General features: G+C 35.8%; 23 protein-coding genes and 1 pseudogene. 8 read left to right on the forward strand and 16 right to left on the reverse strand.

Features of this window, described 5'->3' with window-relative positions; genetic code table 11:
* Positions 1-141: 141 nt before the first annotated feature.
* Positions 142-693 carry a hypothetical protein gene (locus ACQKMV_RS07215; RefSeq protein ID WP_427503140.1) on the forward strand — a complete coding sequence of 184 codons (552 nt, stop codon included), beginning with the start codon at positions 142-144 and terminating at the stop codon, positions 691-693.
* A gap of 365 nt (positions 694-1,058) precedes the next feature.
* Here the strand turns inward: ACQKMV_RS07215 and ACQKMV_RS07220 are convergent, their stop codons facing one another.
* Positions 1,059-1,502, reverse strand: a complete 444-nt coding sequence (locus ACQKMV_RS07220; RefSeq protein WP_427478713.1) for a MarR family winged helix-turn-helix transcriptional regulator — start codon at positions 1,500-1,502, stop codon at positions 1,059-1,061.
* Positions 1,503-1,646: 144 nt separating this feature from the next.
* Here ACQKMV_RS07220 and ACQKMV_RS07225 point away from each other — a divergent pair, with 144 nt between their 5' ends.
* A complete protein-coding gene (locus ACQKMV_RS07225; protein ID WP_427503141.1) occupies positions 1,647-2,138 on the forward strand; it encodes a CarD family transcriptional regulator in 492 nt (163 codons plus the stop codon).
* Positions 2,139-2,492: 354 nt separating this feature from the next.
* Here the strand turns inward: ACQKMV_RS07225 and ACQKMV_RS07230 are convergent, their stop codons facing one another.
* Positions 2,493-2,864, reverse strand: a complete 372-nt coding sequence (locus ACQKMV_RS07230; protein ID WP_427426477.1) for a HesB/IscA family protein — start codon at positions 2,862-2,864, stop codon at positions 2,493-2,495.
* A gap of 358 nt (positions 2,865-3,222) precedes the next feature.
* Here ACQKMV_RS07230 and ACQKMV_RS07235 point away from each other — a divergent pair, with 358 nt between their 5' ends.
* Complete coding sequence (locus tag ACQKMV_RS07235; RefSeq protein WP_427503142.1) at positions 3,223-3,915, forward strand: DUF2225 domain-containing protein; 693 nt, start codon at positions 3,223-3,225, stop codon at positions 3,913-3,915.
* A 49-nt stretch (positions 3,916-3,964) separates the two neighbouring features.
* Here the strand turns inward: ACQKMV_RS07235 and ACQKMV_RS07240 are convergent, their stop codons facing one another.
* Positions 3,965-4,201: a NifU family protein gene (locus ACQKMV_RS07240; RefSeq protein WP_100546189.1), complete on the reverse strand. Its 237-nt coding sequence runs from the start codon at positions 4,199-4,201 to the stop codon at positions 3,965-3,967.
* A gap of 83 nt (positions 4,202-4,284) precedes the next feature.
* Between ACQKMV_RS07240 and ACQKMV_RS07245 the strand changes: the two genes are divergently transcribed.
* A complete protein-coding gene (locus ACQKMV_RS07245; RefSeq protein WP_427426475.1) occupies positions 4,285-4,620 on the forward strand; it encodes a YuzD family protein in 336 nt (111 codons plus the stop codon).
* Between the two features lie 55 nt (positions 4,621-4,675).
* Here the strand turns inward: ACQKMV_RS07245 and ACQKMV_RS07250 are convergent, their stop codons facing one another.
* A complete protein-coding gene (locus ACQKMV_RS07250) occupies positions 4,676-5,740 on the reverse strand; it encodes an NAD(P)/FAD-dependent oxidoreductase (RefSeq protein WP_427503143.1) in 1,065 nt (354 codons plus the stop codon).
* Between the two features lie 372 nt (positions 5,741-6,112).
* Between ACQKMV_RS07250 and ACQKMV_RS07255 the strand changes: the two genes are divergently transcribed.
* Complete coding sequence (locus ACQKMV_RS07255) at positions 6,113-6,349, forward strand: YuzB family protein (protein ID WP_427426473.1); 237 nt, start codon at positions 6,113-6,115, stop codon at positions 6,347-6,349.
* A 116-nt stretch (positions 6,350-6,465) separates the two neighbouring features.
* Here ACQKMV_RS07255 and ACQKMV_RS07260 read toward each other — a convergent pair whose 3' ends face one another.
* Positions 6,466-7,221, reverse strand: a complete 756-nt coding sequence (locus ACQKMV_RS07260; protein ID WP_427503144.1) for a TIGR01457 family HAD-type hydrolase — start codon at positions 7,219-7,221, stop codon at positions 6,466-6,468.
* Positions 7,218-7,670, reverse strand: a complete 453-nt coding sequence (locus ACQKMV_RS07265; protein WP_427426471.1) for a DUF86 domain-containing protein — start codon at positions 7,668-7,670, stop codon at positions 7,218-7,220. The genes ACQKMV_RS07260 and ACQKMV_RS07265 overlap by 4 nt, the downstream gene beginning before the upstream one ends.
* Before the next feature lie 88 nt (positions 7,671-7,758).
* Between ACQKMV_RS07265 and ACQKMV_RS07270 the strand changes: the two genes are divergently transcribed.
* Entirely contained in the window at positions 7,759-8,025 is a 267-nt protein-coding gene (locus ACQKMV_RS07270) for a DUF3055 domain-containing protein (protein ID WP_427426470.1), read from the forward strand.
* 166 nt (positions 8,026-8,191) lie between these two features.
* Here ACQKMV_RS07270 and ACQKMV_RS07275 read toward each other — a convergent pair whose 3' ends face one another.
* The 9 genes from ACQKMV_RS07275 to ACQKMV_RS07315 all read right to left on the reverse strand — a co-directional run bounded on the left by ACQKMV_RS07275 (position 8,192) and on the right by ACQKMV_RS07315 (position 15,982).
* On the reverse strand, positions 8,192-8,386 hold the full coding sequence (locus ACQKMV_RS07275) for a hypothetical protein (RefSeq protein WP_427426469.1): 195 nt from the start codon (positions 8,384-8,386) through the stop codon (positions 8,192-8,194).
* 64 nt (positions 8,387-8,450) lie between these two features.
* Positions 8,451-8,978: a D-glycero-alpha-D-manno-heptose-1,7-bisphosphate 7-phosphatase gene (locus ACQKMV_RS07280; RefSeq protein WP_427503145.1), complete on the reverse strand. Its 528-nt coding sequence runs from the start codon at positions 8,976-8,978 to the stop codon at positions 8,451-8,453.
* A gap of 286 nt (positions 8,979-9,264) precedes the next feature.
* Positions 9,265-9,618 (reverse strand): YutD family protein, encoded by a 354-nt coding sequence (locus ACQKMV_RS07285; protein ID WP_427503146.1) that lies wholly within the window; start codon positions 9,616-9,618, stop codon positions 9,265-9,267.
* A 32-nt stretch (positions 9,619-9,650) separates the two neighbouring features.
* Complete coding sequence (lipA, locus tag ACQKMV_RS07290; RefSeq protein WP_427503147.1) at positions 9,651-10,574, reverse strand: lipoyl synthase; 924 nt, start codon at positions 10,572-10,574, stop codon at positions 9,651-9,653.
* A 320-nt stretch (positions 10,575-10,894) separates the two neighbouring features.
* The gene (yunB, locus tag ACQKMV_RS07295; RefSeq protein ID WP_427503148.1) at positions 10,895-11,683 is read right to left on the reverse strand and encodes a sporulation protein YunB; all 789 of its coding nucleotides are present in this window, start codon (positions 11,681-11,683) and stop codon (positions 10,895-10,897) included.
* A gap of 52 nt (positions 11,684-11,735) precedes the next feature.
* Positions 11,736-12,836, reverse strand: coding sequence for an HD-GYP domain-containing protein (locus ACQKMV_RS07300; protein ID WP_427503149.1), 1,101 nt, complete (start codon positions 12,834-12,836; stop codon positions 11,736-11,738).
* A 38-nt stretch (positions 12,837-12,874) separates the two neighbouring features.
* A complete protein-coding gene (locus ACQKMV_RS07305) occupies positions 12,875-14,242 on the reverse strand; it encodes a bifunctional metallophosphatase/5'-nucleotidase (RefSeq protein ID WP_427503151.1) in 1,368 nt (455 codons plus the stop codon).
* A gap of 61 nt (positions 14,243-14,303) precedes the next feature.
* Positions 14,304-15,125, reverse strand: coding sequence for a sulfite exporter TauE/SafE family protein (locus ACQKMV_RS07310; protein WP_427503153.1), 822 nt, complete (start codon positions 15,123-15,125; stop codon positions 14,304-14,306).
* Complete coding sequence (locus ACQKMV_RS07315) at positions 15,125-15,982, reverse strand: DUF72 domain-containing protein (protein WP_427503154.1); 858 nt, start codon at positions 15,980-15,982, stop codon at positions 15,125-15,127. The genes ACQKMV_RS07310 and ACQKMV_RS07315 overlap by 1 nt, the downstream gene beginning before the upstream one ends.
* Positions 15,983-16,402: 420 nt before the next feature.
* On the opposite strand from ACQKMV_RS07315, the gene ACQKMV_RS07320 reads away from it, so the two are divergent.
* On the forward strand, positions 16,403-17,227 hold the full coding sequence (locus tag ACQKMV_RS07320; protein ID WP_427503155.1) for a GNAT family N-acetyltransferase: 825 nt from the start codon (positions 16,403-16,405) through the stop codon (positions 17,225-17,227).
* Positions 17,228-17,292: 65 nt separating this feature from the next.
* Here ACQKMV_RS07320 and ACQKMV_RS07325 read toward each other — a convergent pair.
* A pseudogene (locus tag ACQKMV_RS07325) lies at positions 17,293-17,658 on the reverse strand (nitroreductase family protein); the annotation flags it as partial.
* 190 nt (positions 17,659-17,848) lie between these two features.
* Between ACQKMV_RS07325 and ACQKMV_RS07330 the strand changes: the two are divergent.
* Entirely contained in the window at positions 17,849-18,316 is a 468-nt protein-coding gene (locus ACQKMV_RS07330; RefSeq protein WP_427503156.1) for a ferritin-like domain-containing protein, read from the forward strand.
* Positions 18,317-18,604: the final 288 nt, after the last annotated feature.

Consider the following 18,604-nt stretch of genomic DNA (forward strand, 5'->3'; position numbering starts at 1 on the left):
TCCATATATAGAAGTATTAATTCAGAATTTTATGGTTACATCTTACTTTCAAACATAAAGTAAGCATGTGTGCTAATTTTAGAAATATGTTACACTTATCAAAATACAGAATATTCACTTTTTGAAAAATGAGGAGATTTCATGTTAAATGTATTATCACCTCGTGCAAAACTTTTTATTTTTGCGATAGTGTTGCTTTTATTATCACCTATCATTGTTTTCATGTTGCCATTTACGATTTCCCAAACGTTTTATTTTAGTAAAGATAATATCGTACTGATCACTCCAACATACAACTTCACTATGCTTTTCCTAGCAATTGCGCTAATTATTTTAACGTTAGTCTTACTTGGGTTCAAAAGAAATAAATACACCTATTTGATTACGCTTTTAGTAATAGTAAGCAGTCTAGTTTTAGGCTATTTTTCTGTTTTAAATTATACCGCTATACCGAATACACAAATTGTTTTCAAAGATTTTCATCATCAAACTACACATGAATGGCAGGATATTAAGGAAGTCATTTATGAGTATGAAATAGGTACAGTAGGCACTTATTATTTCCAAACGAAAAATAACGAAAAGTTTGTTATTGAAGAAAACGGACAATTTAATGGGGAGAAGAAAAGTGCCATTTACAATTTAGCAAATGACAATGGCGCTTCATTTATAGAACGCGAGAAGGTAAAGTAACGATTATCAATTATGCCTCAGCATAATTGCGTCCGGAATCGGCTTTGTGCTTAGGTCTGCAGATGTTTTTTCGCGAAAGCGTGCGGCAGCAGGATGCAGGTCAGTTAGCCTGAGTTCCTCTTTTCAGCAAATATCTTTTGTACCGAAAGCTTTGCGACAGGTACAAATGTCTTTTGTACCGAAAGCGTAGCGACAGGTACGGGTGTTTGAACACCCGCTGAAAGAAGTTAAAAAGAAGCCACTTTCGAGTAGAACGAAAGTGGCTTGTAAAATTTTTCTATGCATCTACCTGTTAAAATAGTTGCCTAACCTTATTATGTTGCAAGCTGTGTTCCAAACATTTCCCATACTTAAACTACGAATACTTACGCTTCCAGCTGCTCCATATCCCAATTAAGTTTTAATATATTTTTTAATCTAATGACCTGATCTTCTCCAATTGTATTGACCAGTTGTTTTTCTATTTCTGCTTTACAATATTGATTTTTTTCAAAGCATTCTTCACCAAATTCAGTCATACGAATAGCTTTATGTTTTTTACTATGTTCGACACCCATAACTGTCACCAACCCTTTAACTTCCAAACTCTTTATTATTTTATGGGTTGCTTGTCTTGAAAATTTAACATTTTTAGCTACATCTGAAATCGTAAGTTGTTTTTTATAAACGATCCCCAAAATATACCATTCCGAATTTGAAATATAAATATCGTTATGCTTATTCCACTTCTCTTCCGCAAGTCTTCGAAGTAGTTCGTGACGTTCGCTCAACAAATCAATGACATCTCGATTCTGCAATTCGTCCTTCAACTATTTCACCTTCATTTCATTTTTTTCGTTATTAATATACAAAAAACAGCAGCAATCGTCAACTAAGTTGACAAAAACCTTCTAATTGCTTACAATTAATTTAGTCAACCTAGTTGACAATATAGTTTGTTGGAGGGGATATACATGTACAACGTTGGCGATGTAGTCATTTACTCATCACATGGACTTTGTTCTATTGAAGATATTTGTGAACAAACCTTTAACGACATTACTAAATCTTATTACGTTTTACAACCACTTAATGAACCACAATTAGTCATTCGTACCCCTATTGACAATTCCAAAAAACAGCTTAGAGATATTATTAATAAAGAAGAAGCCCTAAGTATTTTACATTCATTCACATCCCCTGGTGTGGAATGGATTGAACAAAATACGCATCGAATGAGATTTCATTTAGAAATCATTAAATCAGGCAATCGCCAAAAACAAGCAAATCTTTTAAACACATTGTTACGAAAAAAGTTCGAGTATAGCGCTACTGAAAAAAAATTCCCTAACCAAGAAGAGAAATTACTGCAATCTTTACAAGATACCATTTTTTCAGAGTTCTCCGTAGCTCTTAATAAATCATCAGATGAAATTTACGAGTATGTATTAACACAGCTACACTAACTGTGATTTGTTAGTATTAATAAGAGGCTGGGACAAAACTAGCTGATATTCAAGAAAAAAGGGAAATCGATGCTTTCGATTTCCCTTTTTTCTTGTTTGACTAAGTCATTCTATTTTCTTTACCCTATTTCGGTTTCTACCTTTGATTTTCCAAGGACAGAAAACCGAGTGAAACGCAAATTAGCCTTCAGGAATCCAAGGTCATAAAAAAGCTCCTTTCATTCATCATGTTTTGCAACATTACAAATCAAAGAAGCTCGTTATTCACAACCCTTTTTAGCCTAAATTAGGGTCGTTGTTATACATTTTTGGGATTGTGTATATATCATTTTTAACTGTGATTTATTCCTCTTATCAATCACAAATCTCAGGCGTACCTTCACGTTTTGCCGTTTTGAAAGACGTGCCGCAGCCGCATGATGCGATGGCATTTGGATTATCAATTGTGAAGCCGCCGCCCATTAACGATTGCTTATAGTCAATTTTTGTCCCCATTAAAATTGGCGCATCTTCACGGGAAACAAGGATTGTTAAACCATGCTGTACATCTTCAAAATCATCTTCTTTTTTCTCTTTATCAAAATGCATACCGTATGATAGGCCACTGCATCCGCCACCATTAACAACTACACGTAAAAACGAACCTCGCTCTTCATTGTGCTCCATCATTTCATTAATATGAAAGACAGCCGCTTCAGTAACTTCAATTACTTGCTTACTTGTCATCCCAATCACCTTCCTCTTATTTATTATCATATCAATTTTGACTATTGTATGACAAACATTCAGCTCCGACATGATTTTAGTTCATTCCCAATATTTAAGGATGACATTTGTTAAAACATATGCAATTTAGTTGATTGGGTGGCGACAAGGCTACTTCCGGGGCTTACCCGATCACTTTTCGGGGACGCCCACAAGAAAGCGCCTAGTCGGAACGGAAATCAACCATACATTATTATGACAATCCTGATTTTTAGAAAAAAATTCTAATATTTTTCACATTTTTAGTATTTTTTATCCATGTTTTAAAAATTTACATTGGTATAATAGTTATAATAAGTCGATGAAAGAGGTATAGAATATGGAGATTTCACCTTATTACGAAAAAAAAATTCAATGTCTTAATTGCAAAAAAGAATTTCCAACATTAAAAGTACGCTCTAAATTCATTAAAGTAGATCATACAGAAACAGATTTTCATCCTATTTATGCAGACGGTGTAAATGCCCTTTATTATAATGTATTTGTTTGTGAGCATTGCGGATTTTCATTTACAGAAGACTTTTCGAAATATTTTGCCCCTGGCACGCAAGATGAAATTCGCACGCAAATTACTGAAAAATGGGTTCACCATGATTTTAAGGGAGAACGTACTGTATTCCAAGCAATACAAGCTTATAAATTAGCGTTCCTTTGCGGTACGATTAAAAAAGAAAAATTTGTCGCTATAGCTGGGCTTTCATTGCGCCTTGCATGGCTATACCGTTCACTAAAAAACGAAGGCCAAGAGCAACGTTTTATGACAATGGCCCGAGATTACTATATGGATTCTTATTCAAATGAGGATTACAGCTCAACTCAAATGTCAGATGTACGAATTATGTATATGATTGCTGAACTTTCAAGACGTATCGGTGATTTAGAAAATGCTACACGCTTCTTTTCAAAGGTCATTGAAAAGCAAAGTATTGGTGGAGAAGCGAAGATCATTGATATGGCTAAGGAACAATGGGCTATTATTCGAGAAGAAAAGGAACACGCTCGCCATGTTTAAGAAAAAAAGTTCTAGCTTGATTTAATCAGCTAGAACTTTTTTAGTCGTTTTAGAATACTTGCTCTACTTCAATAACACCTGGTACTTCTTCTAATAATGCGCGTTCGATACCAGCTTTAAGTGTAATTGTTGAACTTGGGCAACTACCGCATGCACCTAATAAACGTAATTTTACAATGCCGTCTTCTACATCTACTAATTCACAGTCTCCACCGTCACGTAGTAAGAATGGGCGTAATTTATCTAATACCTCTTGAACTTGGTCGTTAATTGTTGCTTCTGCCATTTGTCTCGACTCCTTCCCTTATAATGATTATAATGTTAGCAACAGAAAAAATCCAATATTGAATCACGAGGAGTGGAAATGAAATGGGACAAACGAAACCAATGATTGAAATTTACGGAACAGCGGTAATCTGCGCGAGCTGTGTCAATGCACCATCTTCAAAGGATACATATGAGTGGCTACAAGCAGCCATAGATCGAAAATATCCAAACCAAGGATATGATATTCGCTATATCGATATTGAAGGACCAATTGAGAATGAGCGTGATCAAGATTATGCTACACGCATTCAAGAAGATGAATTTTTTTATCCACTTGTCCTAATAAATGATGAAGTAGTAGGCGAAGGATATGTGCAATTAAAGCCTGTATTTACTGCACTTGAAAAGCTAGGTTTTGAACCTGACGAAACTGTATAAAAAGTAAGGGATTGTTTCGAATAAATTTCGAAGCAATCCCTTTTTATAAGACATATTAATCATTTTGGCGTTTGTAGTACCATAATAATCCTGATTTCATCAAGCGTGCGATTCGTCCTGTTACCGTTGTATCTGCTAAATACACAAAGCCTTGTTTTTTACCAAGAGCTCCCATGAAACCTTTTAATTTAATATCAGGCATTTTCTCAGGTAAGTTTTCGCCTTTCCAACGCATGCGAAGTACTTTTACGATTTGTTCTGCTTGTTCCTCTGCTAACTGAGCAGTTGGAGGTAATTCTGAAGCTGCACAGTCACCTACAATATATACATGCTCATCATCAAGAAGATTGAAATATTGTGTTACAAGCGGACGACCTTGTTTATCTTTCTCCACTTCCAAATCACGAACAATTTTGACTGGCTGTACACCAGCCGTCCATACTACAGAATCGAGTGCAATTTCTTCTTCGTGATTGTAAATTTTACCTTGGTCAATTTTTGTAATATTTGAATTGGCAATAACTTCAACATTATTTTTTACGAACCAGTCTTTTACATATTTACTCAGCTTTTCTGGGAAGTCCTTTAGAATACGTGGCCCACGGTCGAATAGCTTTATTTTTAAATCTGATCGGCTTTCACGTAGCTCACTTGCAAGCTCAATACCACTTAAGCCAGCTCCTACTATTCCAACTGTAGAGCCTGCTGGTAAACCACAAAGTGCTTGGAATGTTGAACGTGATTTCGCCATTGTCTGAATGCTATATGTGTACTCCTCTGCACCTGGTACACCATGATATTTATCCTCACAGCCAAGACCAACTACTAAATCATCATATTCAATACGTTGTCCATCCTCTAAAATGACTACCTTTTCCGCACGATCAATTTCAACGACTTCTCCATATACAGCCGATAAACGTTCATGCTCCGGGAAGCATACACGAATTTCTTTATCTGTTGCAGTCCCTGCTGCTAAAGCGTAAAATTCTGTTTTTAAACTATGGAAAGGGGCTCTGTCTACTAGCACAACTTCTGTGTCTAATGGAAAGTTTGGTAATAATCGAAGCATGACACGCATATTGCCGTAGCCGCCACCTAAAAGAACTAATTTTCCCATAATAGTCTCCTTTTATATCTCTTATATTAATTGTTCACAAAGTATCCACAAATGAGTATAACCGATTGTGAGAAGTTTCACAATATCATAATGCAATTTTGTGAAAGATTTCACAAAACGAATGATAACTTGCTTTTTTCGAACAATTTTTGATTCATTTGTACTGTGACAAATTGTCGATATTGCTCAAAATCCTTTTAAATATTGTTTCCTTTTCTTCACTTTTGTATAGATCGTTTAACACTGTAGCATGTCATCATTTAGTATGCGCCCAACTTTAACAATTAAATATCTGCTTTTATCTCACGGCCAACCCAAATCATTGACGAATGTTTTAAAAGCTAGTAGCATTACTTTGGTGAGGTGACACGTATGAATCCAATGGTTGAATTTTGTATAAGTAATTTAGCAAATGGCTCTCAAAAAACTTATGAAGTACTAGACCGCGATCCAAACATCGACGTTATGGAATATGGCTGCCTTAGCTACTGTACAAAATGTTCAGAATCATTTTATGCAGTAGTCAATGGTGAATTAGTTGAGGCGAATTCTCCTGAAGAGTTGACGAATGCCATTTATCAATATATCGAAGAAAATCCGTTATGGTAATGAAGGTGTAATACCTCATTCGTAATGATGAAACGTTTACTAATACTAAATTTGAACATATAAAAAGGATGTTATGCCAAAAAAATCGACATAAGCATCCTTTTTTTATGTTTGAACTATTCAATTAAAGCTTCCACCACATAGGTAGGTTGCTGTTCCTTCTCAAGTACAATCTTTGTTGGTGTAACACCTGTATTTACATGGATTGTGTCACAGCCAAAGCGAATCCCACACATAATATCTGTGTCGTAATTATCGCCAATCATCACCATTTCTTCTTTCGTAAAGCCATGCTCTGTCGCTATGACTTCAAGCATTGCAGGTGACGGTTTACCGATATAGATTGGCTCAACGTCTGCAACCTCACCCACTAAACGGGCAAATGACCCATTGCCAGGGAGAAATCCATATTCTGTTGGGAATTTAATATCTTGATTCGTTGCTATAAACGTCGCACCATTTTGCACAGCAATCGTCGCCTTCGCAAGTGCCATATAATCTAGATTTCGATCAATCCCCATAACAAATACCTCTGGCTCATCCTCGGTAGGTTCAATGCCTTCATTCAATAACGCTTTACGAATACCATCAGAACCCAACATAGCTACTTTTTTGCCAGAGAAATTTAAGGCTACATATTTCGCCGTAACTAACGCACTAGAATAAATATGTTCTAACGGTGCATTCACACCTATAGCGCTTAAAGCTTCCTGCAGCTGTTCTCTTGTCTTAGAAGAATTGTTTGTTACGTAAAATGGCTCGATTCCTGCTTGTTGTAACCCATGAATAAACGTAATAGCAGAAGGAATGCCTTCCTTTCCACGATACACTGTACCATCTAAATCAAAGCAATATGCCTTGTAAGTTTTCATTGATGATCCTCTGGCAAAAATGCTGAAACAGGGCCGAGTTCATTTGTTAAATAACTATTCACAGCTGGTGAGAATTGCTTTAATACCGGTAAACTCGCTGTTAACACATTTACAACTTCCTGAATATCTACATCTATAAATTCACGAACAAGCATTTTACGTAAGCCAACTACTGCTTTTAATGATGCTTCCATCTCAATAGATACGACTTTTTCATCGATTAAAATATCGATAATATCCTCATAGCTTCCTGGATCACGCATAATGAAACCGTCAATCATTAAATTTCCTACATCCATCATTGACTCCATCACATTGTGACCAATTCGCTCGATTGCTAATTTTTTAATATCATTTTCTAGCCAGTTATCTTCTGACTCCAACATAGCTAATAGTCCATCTAAGTACTGTAAGTTTTTTGTGATTTTATTACGATCTACAAAATACACAAGGAAAGCCCCCATTCAAATCTTTAAAAGTTGATAGTCATTTCTCTTCTATAGTACCATATCTATAGGACTGGAAGGAGATTAAAAGATGGAACGTTTTTTTTTATATGATGATGTAGAAGATACAAAAACACGCTTTGTTAGTTTTGCTGGGGAAAAGTTACGATATGATTTAGCCATTTTGCAATCAGGTCGTTTCTTCGGGAAAGTGCTTGTCATGGATATCCAATTTGGACGCTTTGCTATAATTGGTCCAGATGATATAGAAGAGCCTGGCTATCTTGAACACGTGTACAATCGTACAGAGGAAGAGACAGTCGAGCTACGAGAATATTTACGTGAATTATTAAATTAACACTCTTCAAAGATTGGGTGTTTTCATAGCAATTAAGCATTTAATACAAAAAAATTCCGCTTTTCTACAGACAAAGGAATATACTTTGCGCACTGTGCAACAGAAGGATGGCGGAATTTTTTTGTAAGTATCTTAAATCTAAATCGAGGAGCATTGTATTGTGCCCCTACTTTTCATTATTTATTTTAGCAGGATTATCCTTATTGCGAGGCTTGTCTTTGTTTTCATTATTGTTTTGTTTTTTGGCTTGTTGATTTTGCCCAATTACTGCTAAGTCATCAACACTAATATCAAAGCCAAATCCATATTCTTCTCGATCTAACCCTTTTTTATTTTCTTTAGTCAAATTAATCACCTCCAATAAATAAATTATCCTTTTTTACATGATTTATACGCTTTGTCTTTCCACCTCAACAATACTAGCATTATGCTGTGGCATCTTTAATAATCCAATCAGCAGCACTAATTAAATCTTGGAAAACTGCATCTGCCAGCGGATCTTTCGCACCTAAAAATACTCCCTTAGTTCCTGCTCGTTTGCCTGCTATTATATCTGTATCCGTATCTCCCACCATATAGGATTTTGCTAAGTCTATATTATATTTTTCACCAAGATCAACGATTAATTTACTTTTTGGCTTACGACAGGCACATCCCGATTTTGGTTTATGAGGACAATATACGACTTCGTGAATAGTGGCCCCTTCCTTCTTCAATTCTTTTACCATATGCTCATGTATTTTTTGTAGCTGCGTTTCTTTCATAAACCCCAATCCAACACCGCCTTGATTGGTTACTACAAAAATATAGTCAAAGTATTTATTCAATTTTTTTATAGCTTTCGGAACATACGGCAGGAAATAAAAATCCTTTGGTTTATTTACAAATTTAACGCGATCCGTTAATACTTCATTGATGACCCCATCACGGTCCAAAAATACAGCTTTTTTCATCTAAACAACACACACCTTTAATATAAAATAAGTAGGTTGGTATAAAAGCCAAAAATGCAGGCTCCTCACCATAGCGTGAGGTTGATTTCCGTTCCGGCTGGGCGCTTTCCTGGAGTCGCCCAGCCTCCACTCCAATCAACTTAACTTATATATTGCATATACCCGCTTTGGTGAAAAGTTAAAAATAAAGCAATTTTTGCATTCACTTTTTATTATTACCAAATTAAAAAAACCTATTACTGCAAAGTAAAAACCTGATGCAAATTTCGCATCAGGTTTTAAAAGTTTATTCTGCAATTTGTTCATGCTCAACAATCTTTGTCACTTCATGATCTTCACTTACTACAGCTTCTGGCTGTTGAGTAGATTTACCCGTTTTGTGCAAGACGAAATATGCACATCCAAAATTACAATATTCGTATAAGTAATCTTGTAGTGTACTAATCTTCGTATCGAAAGTGGCTTTCTGATTTTTATCGTCAAAAAAGCCTTTTAAGCGTAATTGACTATAGCCCCAGTCGCCCACAATATAATCATATCTAGCTAAAATATCTGAGTATCGTTCCTTGAACACTTCTTCTTGAAAAGCCTCTTTGTAATCTTCAATAAGCTCGTATTCATATCCTTCAATATTGATCAAAGTGGCACCGCCTTCTATTTCAACATTTGTTTTTACTGTTCTGCTTGTAATTGACGTTCTTTTGTTGCTTCGTTAACTTGTTCATCAGCGTGATAGCTACTACGTACAAGTGGGCCTGCTTCACAATGCTTAAATCCTTTTTCCATTGCGATTTTACGCAGTTTACCAAACTCTATTGGTGAATAATATTTTTTAACAGGCAAATGCTTTTTCGTTGGCTGTAAATATTGACCAATTGTCATAATATCTACGTCGTTTGCTCGTAAATCGTCCATTACTTCTAAAATTTCTTCTTCCGTTTCACCTAAGCCTATCATTAAAGATGACTTTGTAGGGATGTCTGGCTGCATTTCTTTTGCCAAACGAAGAAACTCTAATGAACGCTCATATTTTGCGCGAGCACGTACTCTTGGCGTTAAGCGACGCACGGTTTCAATATTATGATTTAAAATATCTGGCTTCGCATCCATTAAAATTTGAAGGTTCTCTTTCAAACCACCTAAATCGGACGGTAACACTTCAATCGATGTAAACGGACTTTTACGACGAATCGCACGCACTGTTTCAGCTAATACTTGCGCACCGCCATCCTTTAAGTCATCACGCGCTACCATTGTAATAACAACGTGCTTCAAGTTCATAATAGCTACAGAATCTGCTACGCGTTCTGGCTCAGCTAAGTCTAATTCATTTGGTAAACCTGTTTTAACAGCACAGAAACGGCAAGCACGCGTACAAACAGATCCAAGAATCATCATCGTTGCTGTACGTCGTTCACCCCAACATTCATGAATATTAGGACAACGTGCTTCTTCACATACTGTATGCAGATTTTTTTCTCGCATGAGCTTCTTTAGCCCTTTATATTCATCATTTGTGTTTAGTTTAATTTTTAGCCAATCTGGTTTTCTTAAATATTCTTCTTTTTCTTTGCTTGTAGGTTTACAAGATGTCATACGGATATCGCCCCTATCAAATATGTGCAGTTTTTATATTACTATCTTCACTGATGTCAATGTAACATAATAAATGAACTCCAACAACTATCATAATCAATTTCACCCCAGCAAAATGCGTCCGGAATCGGCTTTGTACTTAGGCCTGCAGATGTTTTTTGTGCGAAAGCGTAGTGCAACGAAGCGACAGCAACAGATAAATTGCCATAGGACGTGGCGTGCTTAGACTGAGTTCCTCTATTTCAGCGGGTGTTTGGAAACCTGTACCTGTCGCTACGCTTTCGGTACAAAAGACATTCGCTGAAAGAAGGCAAACATTTCTACTTTTTAGGAGGGACAGGTATTTGAATTGAAGGTGCCTCTTCACTACCATTTGAATAAACGTTTGGAACTGCCCCCCTTACTAAGCCCATCGCCACCGGAATATCCTGGGTAACTGTTGTAGTTTTACTAGCAAAAGGGACAATAATTTGCACATTTACTTCTATATGAATCCCTACCGACATATATGCGCTATTTATACCAAATTCCTCTATTGAAGAAGTAACTTCACTATGCACATTGCCAATGACATGAAAGCGTATCGGAATTTTAGGTCCTAAGTTCCCAATTAAAGGGATATTAGCTGCCTGACTCAATGGCATATAAAAAACTACCCCATTACCTTCATTAATTTTGTTATAATCATATTCAACATTATCAACATTTGGTAAATGAGACAACTCCCCTTTCTCTGCCTGCTCTAAATATAATTTTACTTGATTGACCGTTTCTGTTCGAACTCGATTAATCGTTTCTGTATTAATTTTCAAATCAGCATGGTTGCCAGGGGATACTTCTACCAGAACATCATTAACATCCATAACGCTTGAAGTGCGAGAATCAATCGCTTTACTCACAACGGAGGAAGCAATCTTACCCGTTTGTATTTCAGCATAATCTAAGTAGGTCGGCATTAGCTTCGCATTTAAATAATAAATAAATAAAATAACACCGATAATAATGCAGACAACTAATATGGTTAATCGATTCAAACGACTTCCCTTTTTTCTATAGTTACCATGATTACTATATGATCGTAATTTCATCCTTTTTCGAGGGAAAAACAAAAAATCTCCTCCTGTTCCATAACCTATGAACAGGAGGAGATTTTTATTCGATTTACGATGGTACAACATAATCCGCTTCAACGTTTTCAATTGTTACGGTTGGGTAGTCCACTAAATTAATTTCATATGTAGCTGTTAATATTTGATTTTGCTCCTCAAAAATACGAATCCATGGTAATGCTGCATTCGATGTATTTTGTCTAGATACAATACCTCGACGTCCATCCGACAATTTTAAAATAACACCGTTAGGATAATGTACGACAGAATTTTTCAATGCTTTTACAATACGTGCATCGTATATAGTTCCACAGCCTGCTTCTACAATTGCTAGGCCCTGAGAAGGTAACATTTTTTCACGATATACACGACTTGTAGTTACCGCATCAAAGACGTCCGCTACACCAATAATTTTTGCAAACGGATGGATTTCAAAATCAACTAAGCCCCGTGGATAGCCACTCCCATCAATCCGTTCATGATGTTGGAAGGCACAATGTGCAACAATCAATGATATGGAATGTAAATTACGTAACAAATCAAAACCATATCGAGTATGCTGCTTCATTGTTTCAAATTCCTCACTCGTTAGGCGTCCAGGTTTTGTCAGGATCTCTTTTGGTACCATAATCTTCCCTATGTCATGTAACAAAGCGCCAATCCCAATCAAGCGTAAATCCTCTGCCGAGTATCCAAGCTCTTTAGCAATCGCTATCGAATAAAGGGTGACTTGAAAGGAGTGTTGATATAAATATTCATCAAATAAATACGCATCTGTAAGTATTGTTAGAATTTCATCATTACCACTAACTGCCGACAGCAACTCATCTACAATTGAGACAATTGCTTTTGATTGTTGGTCAAGCACATAAGATGCATTTACTGGATTTAAACCATTGATTGATTGGAAAGAATCTTTAATGGTTGAAATTGCTTTATTTCGAATAACAGGTGGAACAGTTTCCTTTACCTCAATGCCTTCAGAAATTTCATCGTCTATATATAAATAATGTGTATTTAATTCTTGAAGTCTTTGTATGATACGTTCATTAATGACAACATTTTTCTTTAAAAGAGGATGTCCCGCCTCATTCCAAATGGTTCTTGCTAATACCATTCCTTCTTTTAATACATCGATTGAAATTAATCGCATGACCTTTTCCCCATTCCATTCTAAAAGCGTTTTATCTACTATTGCTTAAAGAATCTTTGCCCATAATCTATCATAATGTTTCGTAAAAACTCTGGTAGAATATATTTTTTCTTAGCATATTTAAAGCTCGGGTAAAAATAACCGAACGTAAACAAATCAAGCGTTACTAATTTATAAATTCGATCGTTATCTGCAAGCTTCCCATTGATAAATAATTGGCGATCTTCATTCATTGAAAAGCCATAAGTCAGCATCTTTCCAAAGATAACGCCTCTAAACCCTAATCCTTTTAGCTCAATATAGGGCCATTCTTCATTTTTAGATTGCTGAAAAATTTCTTTCATTTCAACAACTGATAATTCAATCGTACATAAATTTATAGGATGTGGGAAAATTCTATGCAAATCTAGTGCAGTCACTGTTCCCTTAGGTAAACCATCTAAAAAAATACCCGCGTTAAATAACGCACAATCCGCTCCACTTTTCTCTAAAATGGCCCGCGCAAACAAATCGGATAATTGTGAGTAATGGAACCATTCCTTATTGTACGATTTTTTCGTAGTGAATACTGGAATATCAAGTAATCGTTCACCTTCTTTTTCTAAAGACTGAACGATTTCATATTCATTTTTAACTGTAGGCAAATCATTATTATGAATTAAAGTATCCTTTTTTTCAACAATTTTCCTCAATTTTTTATCATATTCTACCACAAGATGTCCAATATATTGCCCAAATTTCCCCCCACCCGTTAATAAAACGCCATTAATTAGCTTTCCATTTGGAAGAACATGATGTGTATGTGAGCCGAATATAACATCTATTTCTGGGCATTCCTCAGCTAAAAGTTCATCTTCTGTTATCCCCAAATGTGACAAACAAACAACAATATCTACTTCTTTACGAAGTTGATATGCTAAGCGAACGAGTGTACTTCGCGCCTCATCTATATCCCAGTTTAATTCCTTATAATAAATTTCAAACATAGCGGTTGCAGCAATAACTGCAATCTTTGTGCCATAAGCAGTTGTTAATACAACATACGGCTTCATCCACGCTGGATTTGTTCCTTGTGTGACATTCACATTAGCAACTACTACTTCAAAAGCTGCTTCATCATATAAATGGTACAGCTCCTCATGGGACAATGTTATACCTTCATTATTACCAATTGTCACTACGTCGTAGCCTGCTTCATTCAATAACCTCACATTGCCCTTGCCGACAGTTGCTTCTGTATAAATATTTGAACGATCTAAATGATCACCTACATCAAATAAATAGCTTGTTTCTCCCATGGTTGTAAGCTTAGTACGTATTTCTTTCACATAGCTTTGCATTCGTGGCCAATACTTAAAATGACTGTGCAAATCATTCGTGTGAAAAATATGAATTTTTTCCAGCAATTAAGCCACCTCTTCTTTAAAATAGCTTCTATGTCTGTAGTAGACTTGCTTTAAATCAATATTACAATAAACCATCGATAATGGAACGAATTCCTAATAATAATAAAATAACTCGAAGTGCTACTACAAGAGTATCTGATTTAATTCTTTTATTTAATGCTGCCCCTAGCTTTGCTCCAATATAAGCACCTGGAATAACAGGAATCGTATAAAGCCACGGCACATGTCCTAAATAAATATGACTCGCTGAATTAACAATTGACGATAAAAATACCATGAACATCGATGTTGCCACTGCAACGTGTGGTGGGAATAAAAATAAAATAATCATGGCAGGTACAATCATCGAGCCTCCACCGATACCAAATAATCCAGAGGCAAAGCCAATAGCAAAGGTTAATACAATGGCAAACCAAATTGGATACCCATATACAAAGGTATTTCCTTCTTTATCTTCGAATTCCAGTTTCATACCGTTTTTTACAAACCATTCTACAGGTTTCAAACGATCACGTACAAGTAATATCGTCGCCAAAATGATTAATAAAATACCAAAATACAAATTAAATGATGGTAAATCTAGCCCCTTATTAACCCACGCGCCCAGCATTGTTCCAGGAATACTTCCTATAAAAAATATCCAACCACTCTTATAATCAACTGTTTTAGATTTCATATAGCTTAACGTAGAGGCAAGTCCAGTAAAAATCATCATGACAACAGATAAGCCAACCACTTTTTGAGGAGTGATATCTGGAATCATCCCTAAATTTAACCCAATGTATAATGTTGCCGGGACTAAGATGACTCCTCCACCTAGCCCAACCAACGCGCCAATTAACCCAGATAATAATGCAATAATAACTAAAACAAAAAATTCCATTATAGTTCTCCTTCAAACATATTTAATTGTTTAGGCGCTAACCCTACATCTCTAATCGCTAAAATTCCTTGTAACTCCTTTGCATTTTTCGCAGCATGAAGTCCTGAATTATTATTAAATAATACATACAGGTTCTGTACTTCTGGTTGGAGATGTTTTATATGCTGTCCAAGCTGCTGCAATTCTTCATTATTATAATCATATAAAAAGCGAACCTTCCGCCAGTTTTCGGCATTACCAGTATTGCGCCACCCATGAATGTTACGTCCATGAATACGAACAAGTGCCTTAGCCGCAGTAACAGTAGGATAAAATGGTACAGAACCTACGCCAGCCTGTGGTTCATCACAAATTGTATGAATGAATTGATGTTCTCTTAAAAAATCCATTGTTTGCTGCACTACATTGTCCGCATACCATGTTCGATTGCGAAACTCGATAGCTACATCAAAGCCCTTGAGCTGTTGTCTAATATACAATAAATATTGTACATTCTTAGCCTGACAATCAAACCACGGTGGAAATTGAGCTAGTACCATTGCAAGCTTCCCATAACGTTTAAATTCATTGGCACATTCGATAAAGGCATTAAACATGTCATTCTTCGATTCATACGGTATGTCACCACGTAAATGACCAGTCATTCCTTGATAGGCCTTCACAACAAAACGAAAATTTTCGGGTGTATCCTCACACCATTTCCGTACATTCTCTTTAGAAGGTATCGCATAAAAAGAAGTATCTACTTCAACCGTTAAAAAATGACCTGTATAATCGAATAATTTGTCCTTTGAGGCAGTCACTTCACTATAAAGCGAAGGATGATCACCCCAACCAGTTAATCCAACTCGAATCATGTGACTCCCTCCTCTATTTACAATATCATAGCACACACTTTCTAACTAAATATGAACGTAACGTAAAAAACATAGCTCATAAATAAGGTTAATAAGATGGATATTACCATCATTTACCTATATGATAAATTAGAGGAATATCACCTTAACAAGGTGTTGATTTCCTTTCCGGCTGGGCGCTTTTATCGCTGCCGCTTCGCTTTCGCGCAGAAAACATTTGTTGCTGTCGCTTCGCTTTCGCTACAGATAAAACATTTGTTGCTGTCGCTTCGCTTTCGCGTAGAGCAGAGCTTCCTGGGGGCGTCCAGCCTTCACTCCAATCAACTTATCCACATAATATACATTTTAATAAATATATTTCTGAACTTTCGGGGATGAGTCAAAATATAAGAAATTTAACGTGAAAGGATAATGATGAAAATGATTACTGAACTTCAACAAAATGAATTTTACAGGTGTAAAGAGCTGTTGAATGAGCAAGGTCAATTAGAAGTGCAAGCTGTCGTAGTGGGAGTGAATCCTGGACGAATATTTGTTGACCAAATCGATACACCTCAATCAGCACTTATTTGGTTAGGTAACAACGATGGATTTTTCTTTATAGGAAACGAAGATAATGAACAATTTAATAATCAAATCAATGATTTTATTGATCAGGTAATTGTAGCAGAAGCGAAAAAAGTGGGGTTACATTACTTTGAAGGCATTGGTAATCATCAAAAGTGGAATCAAACGATTGAAAAAATATTTAAACATCGTGAACTTGGTAGTTGGAAGCAAAGAGTATATCAACTTCATAAAGAAAACTATAAAGCAAATAATGAGCCAGATATTAAAGAAGGCTATACTGTTTTAAAAATAGATAAAGCTCTGTTTAATGATAACACCATTAAAAACCACGAATTTTTACAGTCTAAAATATTATCGTTTTGGTCTTCACCTGAGTGTTTCTTGAATAAAGGGATTGGGTACTGTGTCGTTTACGATAATCACATTGTTAGTCTTTGTTTTTCAGGCTTTGTTGTAGAAAATGTCCACTGCATTGACATTGAAACATTAGAAGCTCACCAAGGAAATAAATTAGCCCAAAAGTTAGCTCACTATTTTGTAAAAGATTGTTTAGCGCAAGGTTCGACCCCATATTGGGATTGTATGGATTCCAACAAGCCTTCCATCGCTGTAGCAGAAAATATAGGGTTTACCAATGTTTTTAACTATGTAGGATACGAATTTTCATTTAACTAATATGTTAGAAACCCCGTTAAGTGAATCGTGTCACTTAACGGGGCATAATTGTAGTTAGGCTTTAATTAATAAAACTTCACTACCTCTTCAAAAGGTAAAGAAGTTTTTTCTCCTGCTTGTTCATTCGGTTCACCAAATGGCATTTGAGCTACTAGGCTCCATTCTGCAGGGATACTCCAAGTTTGTTTAACTTCCTCAATAATTGGATTATAGTGCTGAAGAGATGCGCCAATTCCTTCAGTAGTTAAAGACATCCATGTTGCGTATCGTAACATTGCATGTCCTTGATGTGGCCAGAATGGGAATTGCTCTTTATAAGAAGGTGCATTTTCTTGCATTTGTTTAATTGTTGCTTGGTTTTCAAAGAATAAGATGGTTCCTACTCCATCTTTAAAGCCTTGTAAACGCTCTTCTGTTGCCGCAAAATTCTCCCTGGCACATCACCTTACTTATTAAACGACGTTAATAATAGCTTCTTTTAAAATAGATTTTTACAAATAACTTCATTTTATACACATATCGATTTTGCCGAGGCATAATTGATTTTTAAAAATGACTTTGCACAATTACCTATACACAACGCATAAGATAAGTTGATGGTTTAACAAAAGGAGGACAATCATGTATTCAAATCAATACTATTATCATTATGCTCCACAGTATAATGATAATTATCATATGCTAAACGATGCTCAACTTGTAAATGATATTCAGAAGGCAATCAATGGTGAGTATAGTGCTATTGTTTGTTATGAAAAGTTAGCCAAAATGGCGCCTACTGAGGATGAAAAGAATAGAATACTTGAGATACAAAAGGATGAAAAACGTCATCTCGAGGAAATTAGCAAAATTTATACAACTTTAACAGGAAGAAAGCCGTCTTATCAAATAATCGAGGAATGCCCGGATTACTTTAGGGAAGGAATCGAATTTGCCTTTAAAGATGAACAAGAAACCGTTGATTTTTATTTAGATATAGCAGATAAAGCAAATGATCCAATAATTAAAGAAAGTTTTCGACGTGCAGCAGCGGACGAGCAAAATCACGCTGTATGGTTTTTATTTTTTTTTCAAAAAGCCCCAATATAACACATATAAATAAGCAAACTCAACATTACGGTCATCAAGATACATTACAGCCTTCTACATTTACGTCCCCTCAAATATTCGGTGAAAACTTAACTCAATCAATTTTTGATCATTTTCTAGGAAACTTTAATTTTATTAATAATACATTGGGGCATATAAATGCTTTATTACCATTTTTCGAGCGTAATTGGGTACCGTTGCCTAATGGTGAATCACAGTTATTCGCAACGAACTTAGAAAACAATAAACTAGCATATATGGCTAGGAGTCAGATGGAAAAGGACAATT

The organism is Lysinibacillus sp. NPDC094403, assembly GCF_050278745.1.
Taxonomy (GTDB): domain Bacteria; phylum Bacillota; class Bacilli; order Bacillales_A; family Planococcaceae; genus Lysinibacillus.

Coding starts and splice junctions, on each gene's coding strand:
- ACQKMV_RS07215 (WP_427503140.1), top strand. CDS start 142: ATGTTAAATGTATTATCACCTCGTGCAAAACTTTTTATTTTTGCGATA.
- ACQKMV_RS07225 (WP_427503141.1), top strand. CDS start 1,647: ATGTACAACGTTGGCGATGTAGTCATTTACTCATCACATGGACTTTGT.
- ACQKMV_RS07230 (WP_427426477.1), bottom strand. CDS start 2,864: ATGACAAGTAAGCAAGTAATTGAAGTTACTGAAGCGGCTGTCTTTCAT.
- ACQKMV_RS07235 (WP_427503142.1), top strand. CDS start 3,223: ATGGAGATTTCACCTTATTACGAAAAAAAAATTCAATGTCTTAATTGC.
- ACQKMV_RS07240 (WP_100546189.1), bottom strand. CDS start 4,201: ATGGCAGAAGCAACAATTAACGACCAAGTTCAAGAGGTATTAGATAAA.
- ACQKMV_RS07245 (WP_427426475.1), top strand. CDS start 4,285: ATGGGACAAACGAAACCAATGATTGAAATTTACGGAACAGCGGTAATC.
- ACQKMV_RS07250 (WP_427503143.1), bottom strand. CDS start 5,740: ATGGGAAAATTAGTTCTTTTAGGTGGCGGCTACGGCAATATGCGTGTC.
- ACQKMV_RS07255 (WP_427426473.1), top strand. CDS start 6,113: ATGAATCCAATGGTTGAATTTTGTATAAGTAATTTAGCAAATGGCTCT.
- ACQKMV_RS07260 (WP_427503144.1), bottom strand. CDS start 7,221: ATGAAAACTTACAAGGCATATTGCTTTGATTTAGATGGTACAGTGTAT.
- ACQKMV_RS07270 (WP_427426470.1), top strand. CDS start 7,759: ATGGAACGTTTTTTTTTATATGATGATGTAGAAGATACAAAAACACGC.
- ACQKMV_RS07280 (WP_427503145.1), bottom strand. CDS start 8,978: ATGAAAAAAGCTGTATTTTTGGACCGTGATGGGGTCATCAATGAAGTA.
- lipA (WP_427503147.1), bottom strand. CDS start 10,574: ATGACATCTTGTAAACCTACAAGCAAAGAAAAAGAAGAATATTTAAGA.
- ACQKMV_RS07300 (WP_427503149.1), bottom strand. CDS start 12,836: ATGCGATTAATTTCAATCGATGTATTAAAAGAAGGAATGGTATTAGCA.
- ACQKMV_RS07310 (WP_427503153.1), bottom strand. CDS start 15,125: ATGGAATTTTTTGTTTTAGTTATTATTGCATTATTATCTGGGTTAATT.
- ACQKMV_RS07315 (WP_427503154.1), bottom strand. CDS start 15,982: ATGATTCGAGTTGGATTAACTGGTTGGGGTGATCATCCTTCGCTTTAT.
- ACQKMV_RS07320 (WP_427503155.1), top strand. CDS start 16,403: ATGATTACTGAACTTCAACAAAATGAATTTTACAGGTGTAAAGAGCTG.
- ACQKMV_RS07330 (WP_427503156.1), top strand. CDS start 17,849: ATGTATTCAAATCAATACTATTATCATTATGCTCCACAGTATAATGAT.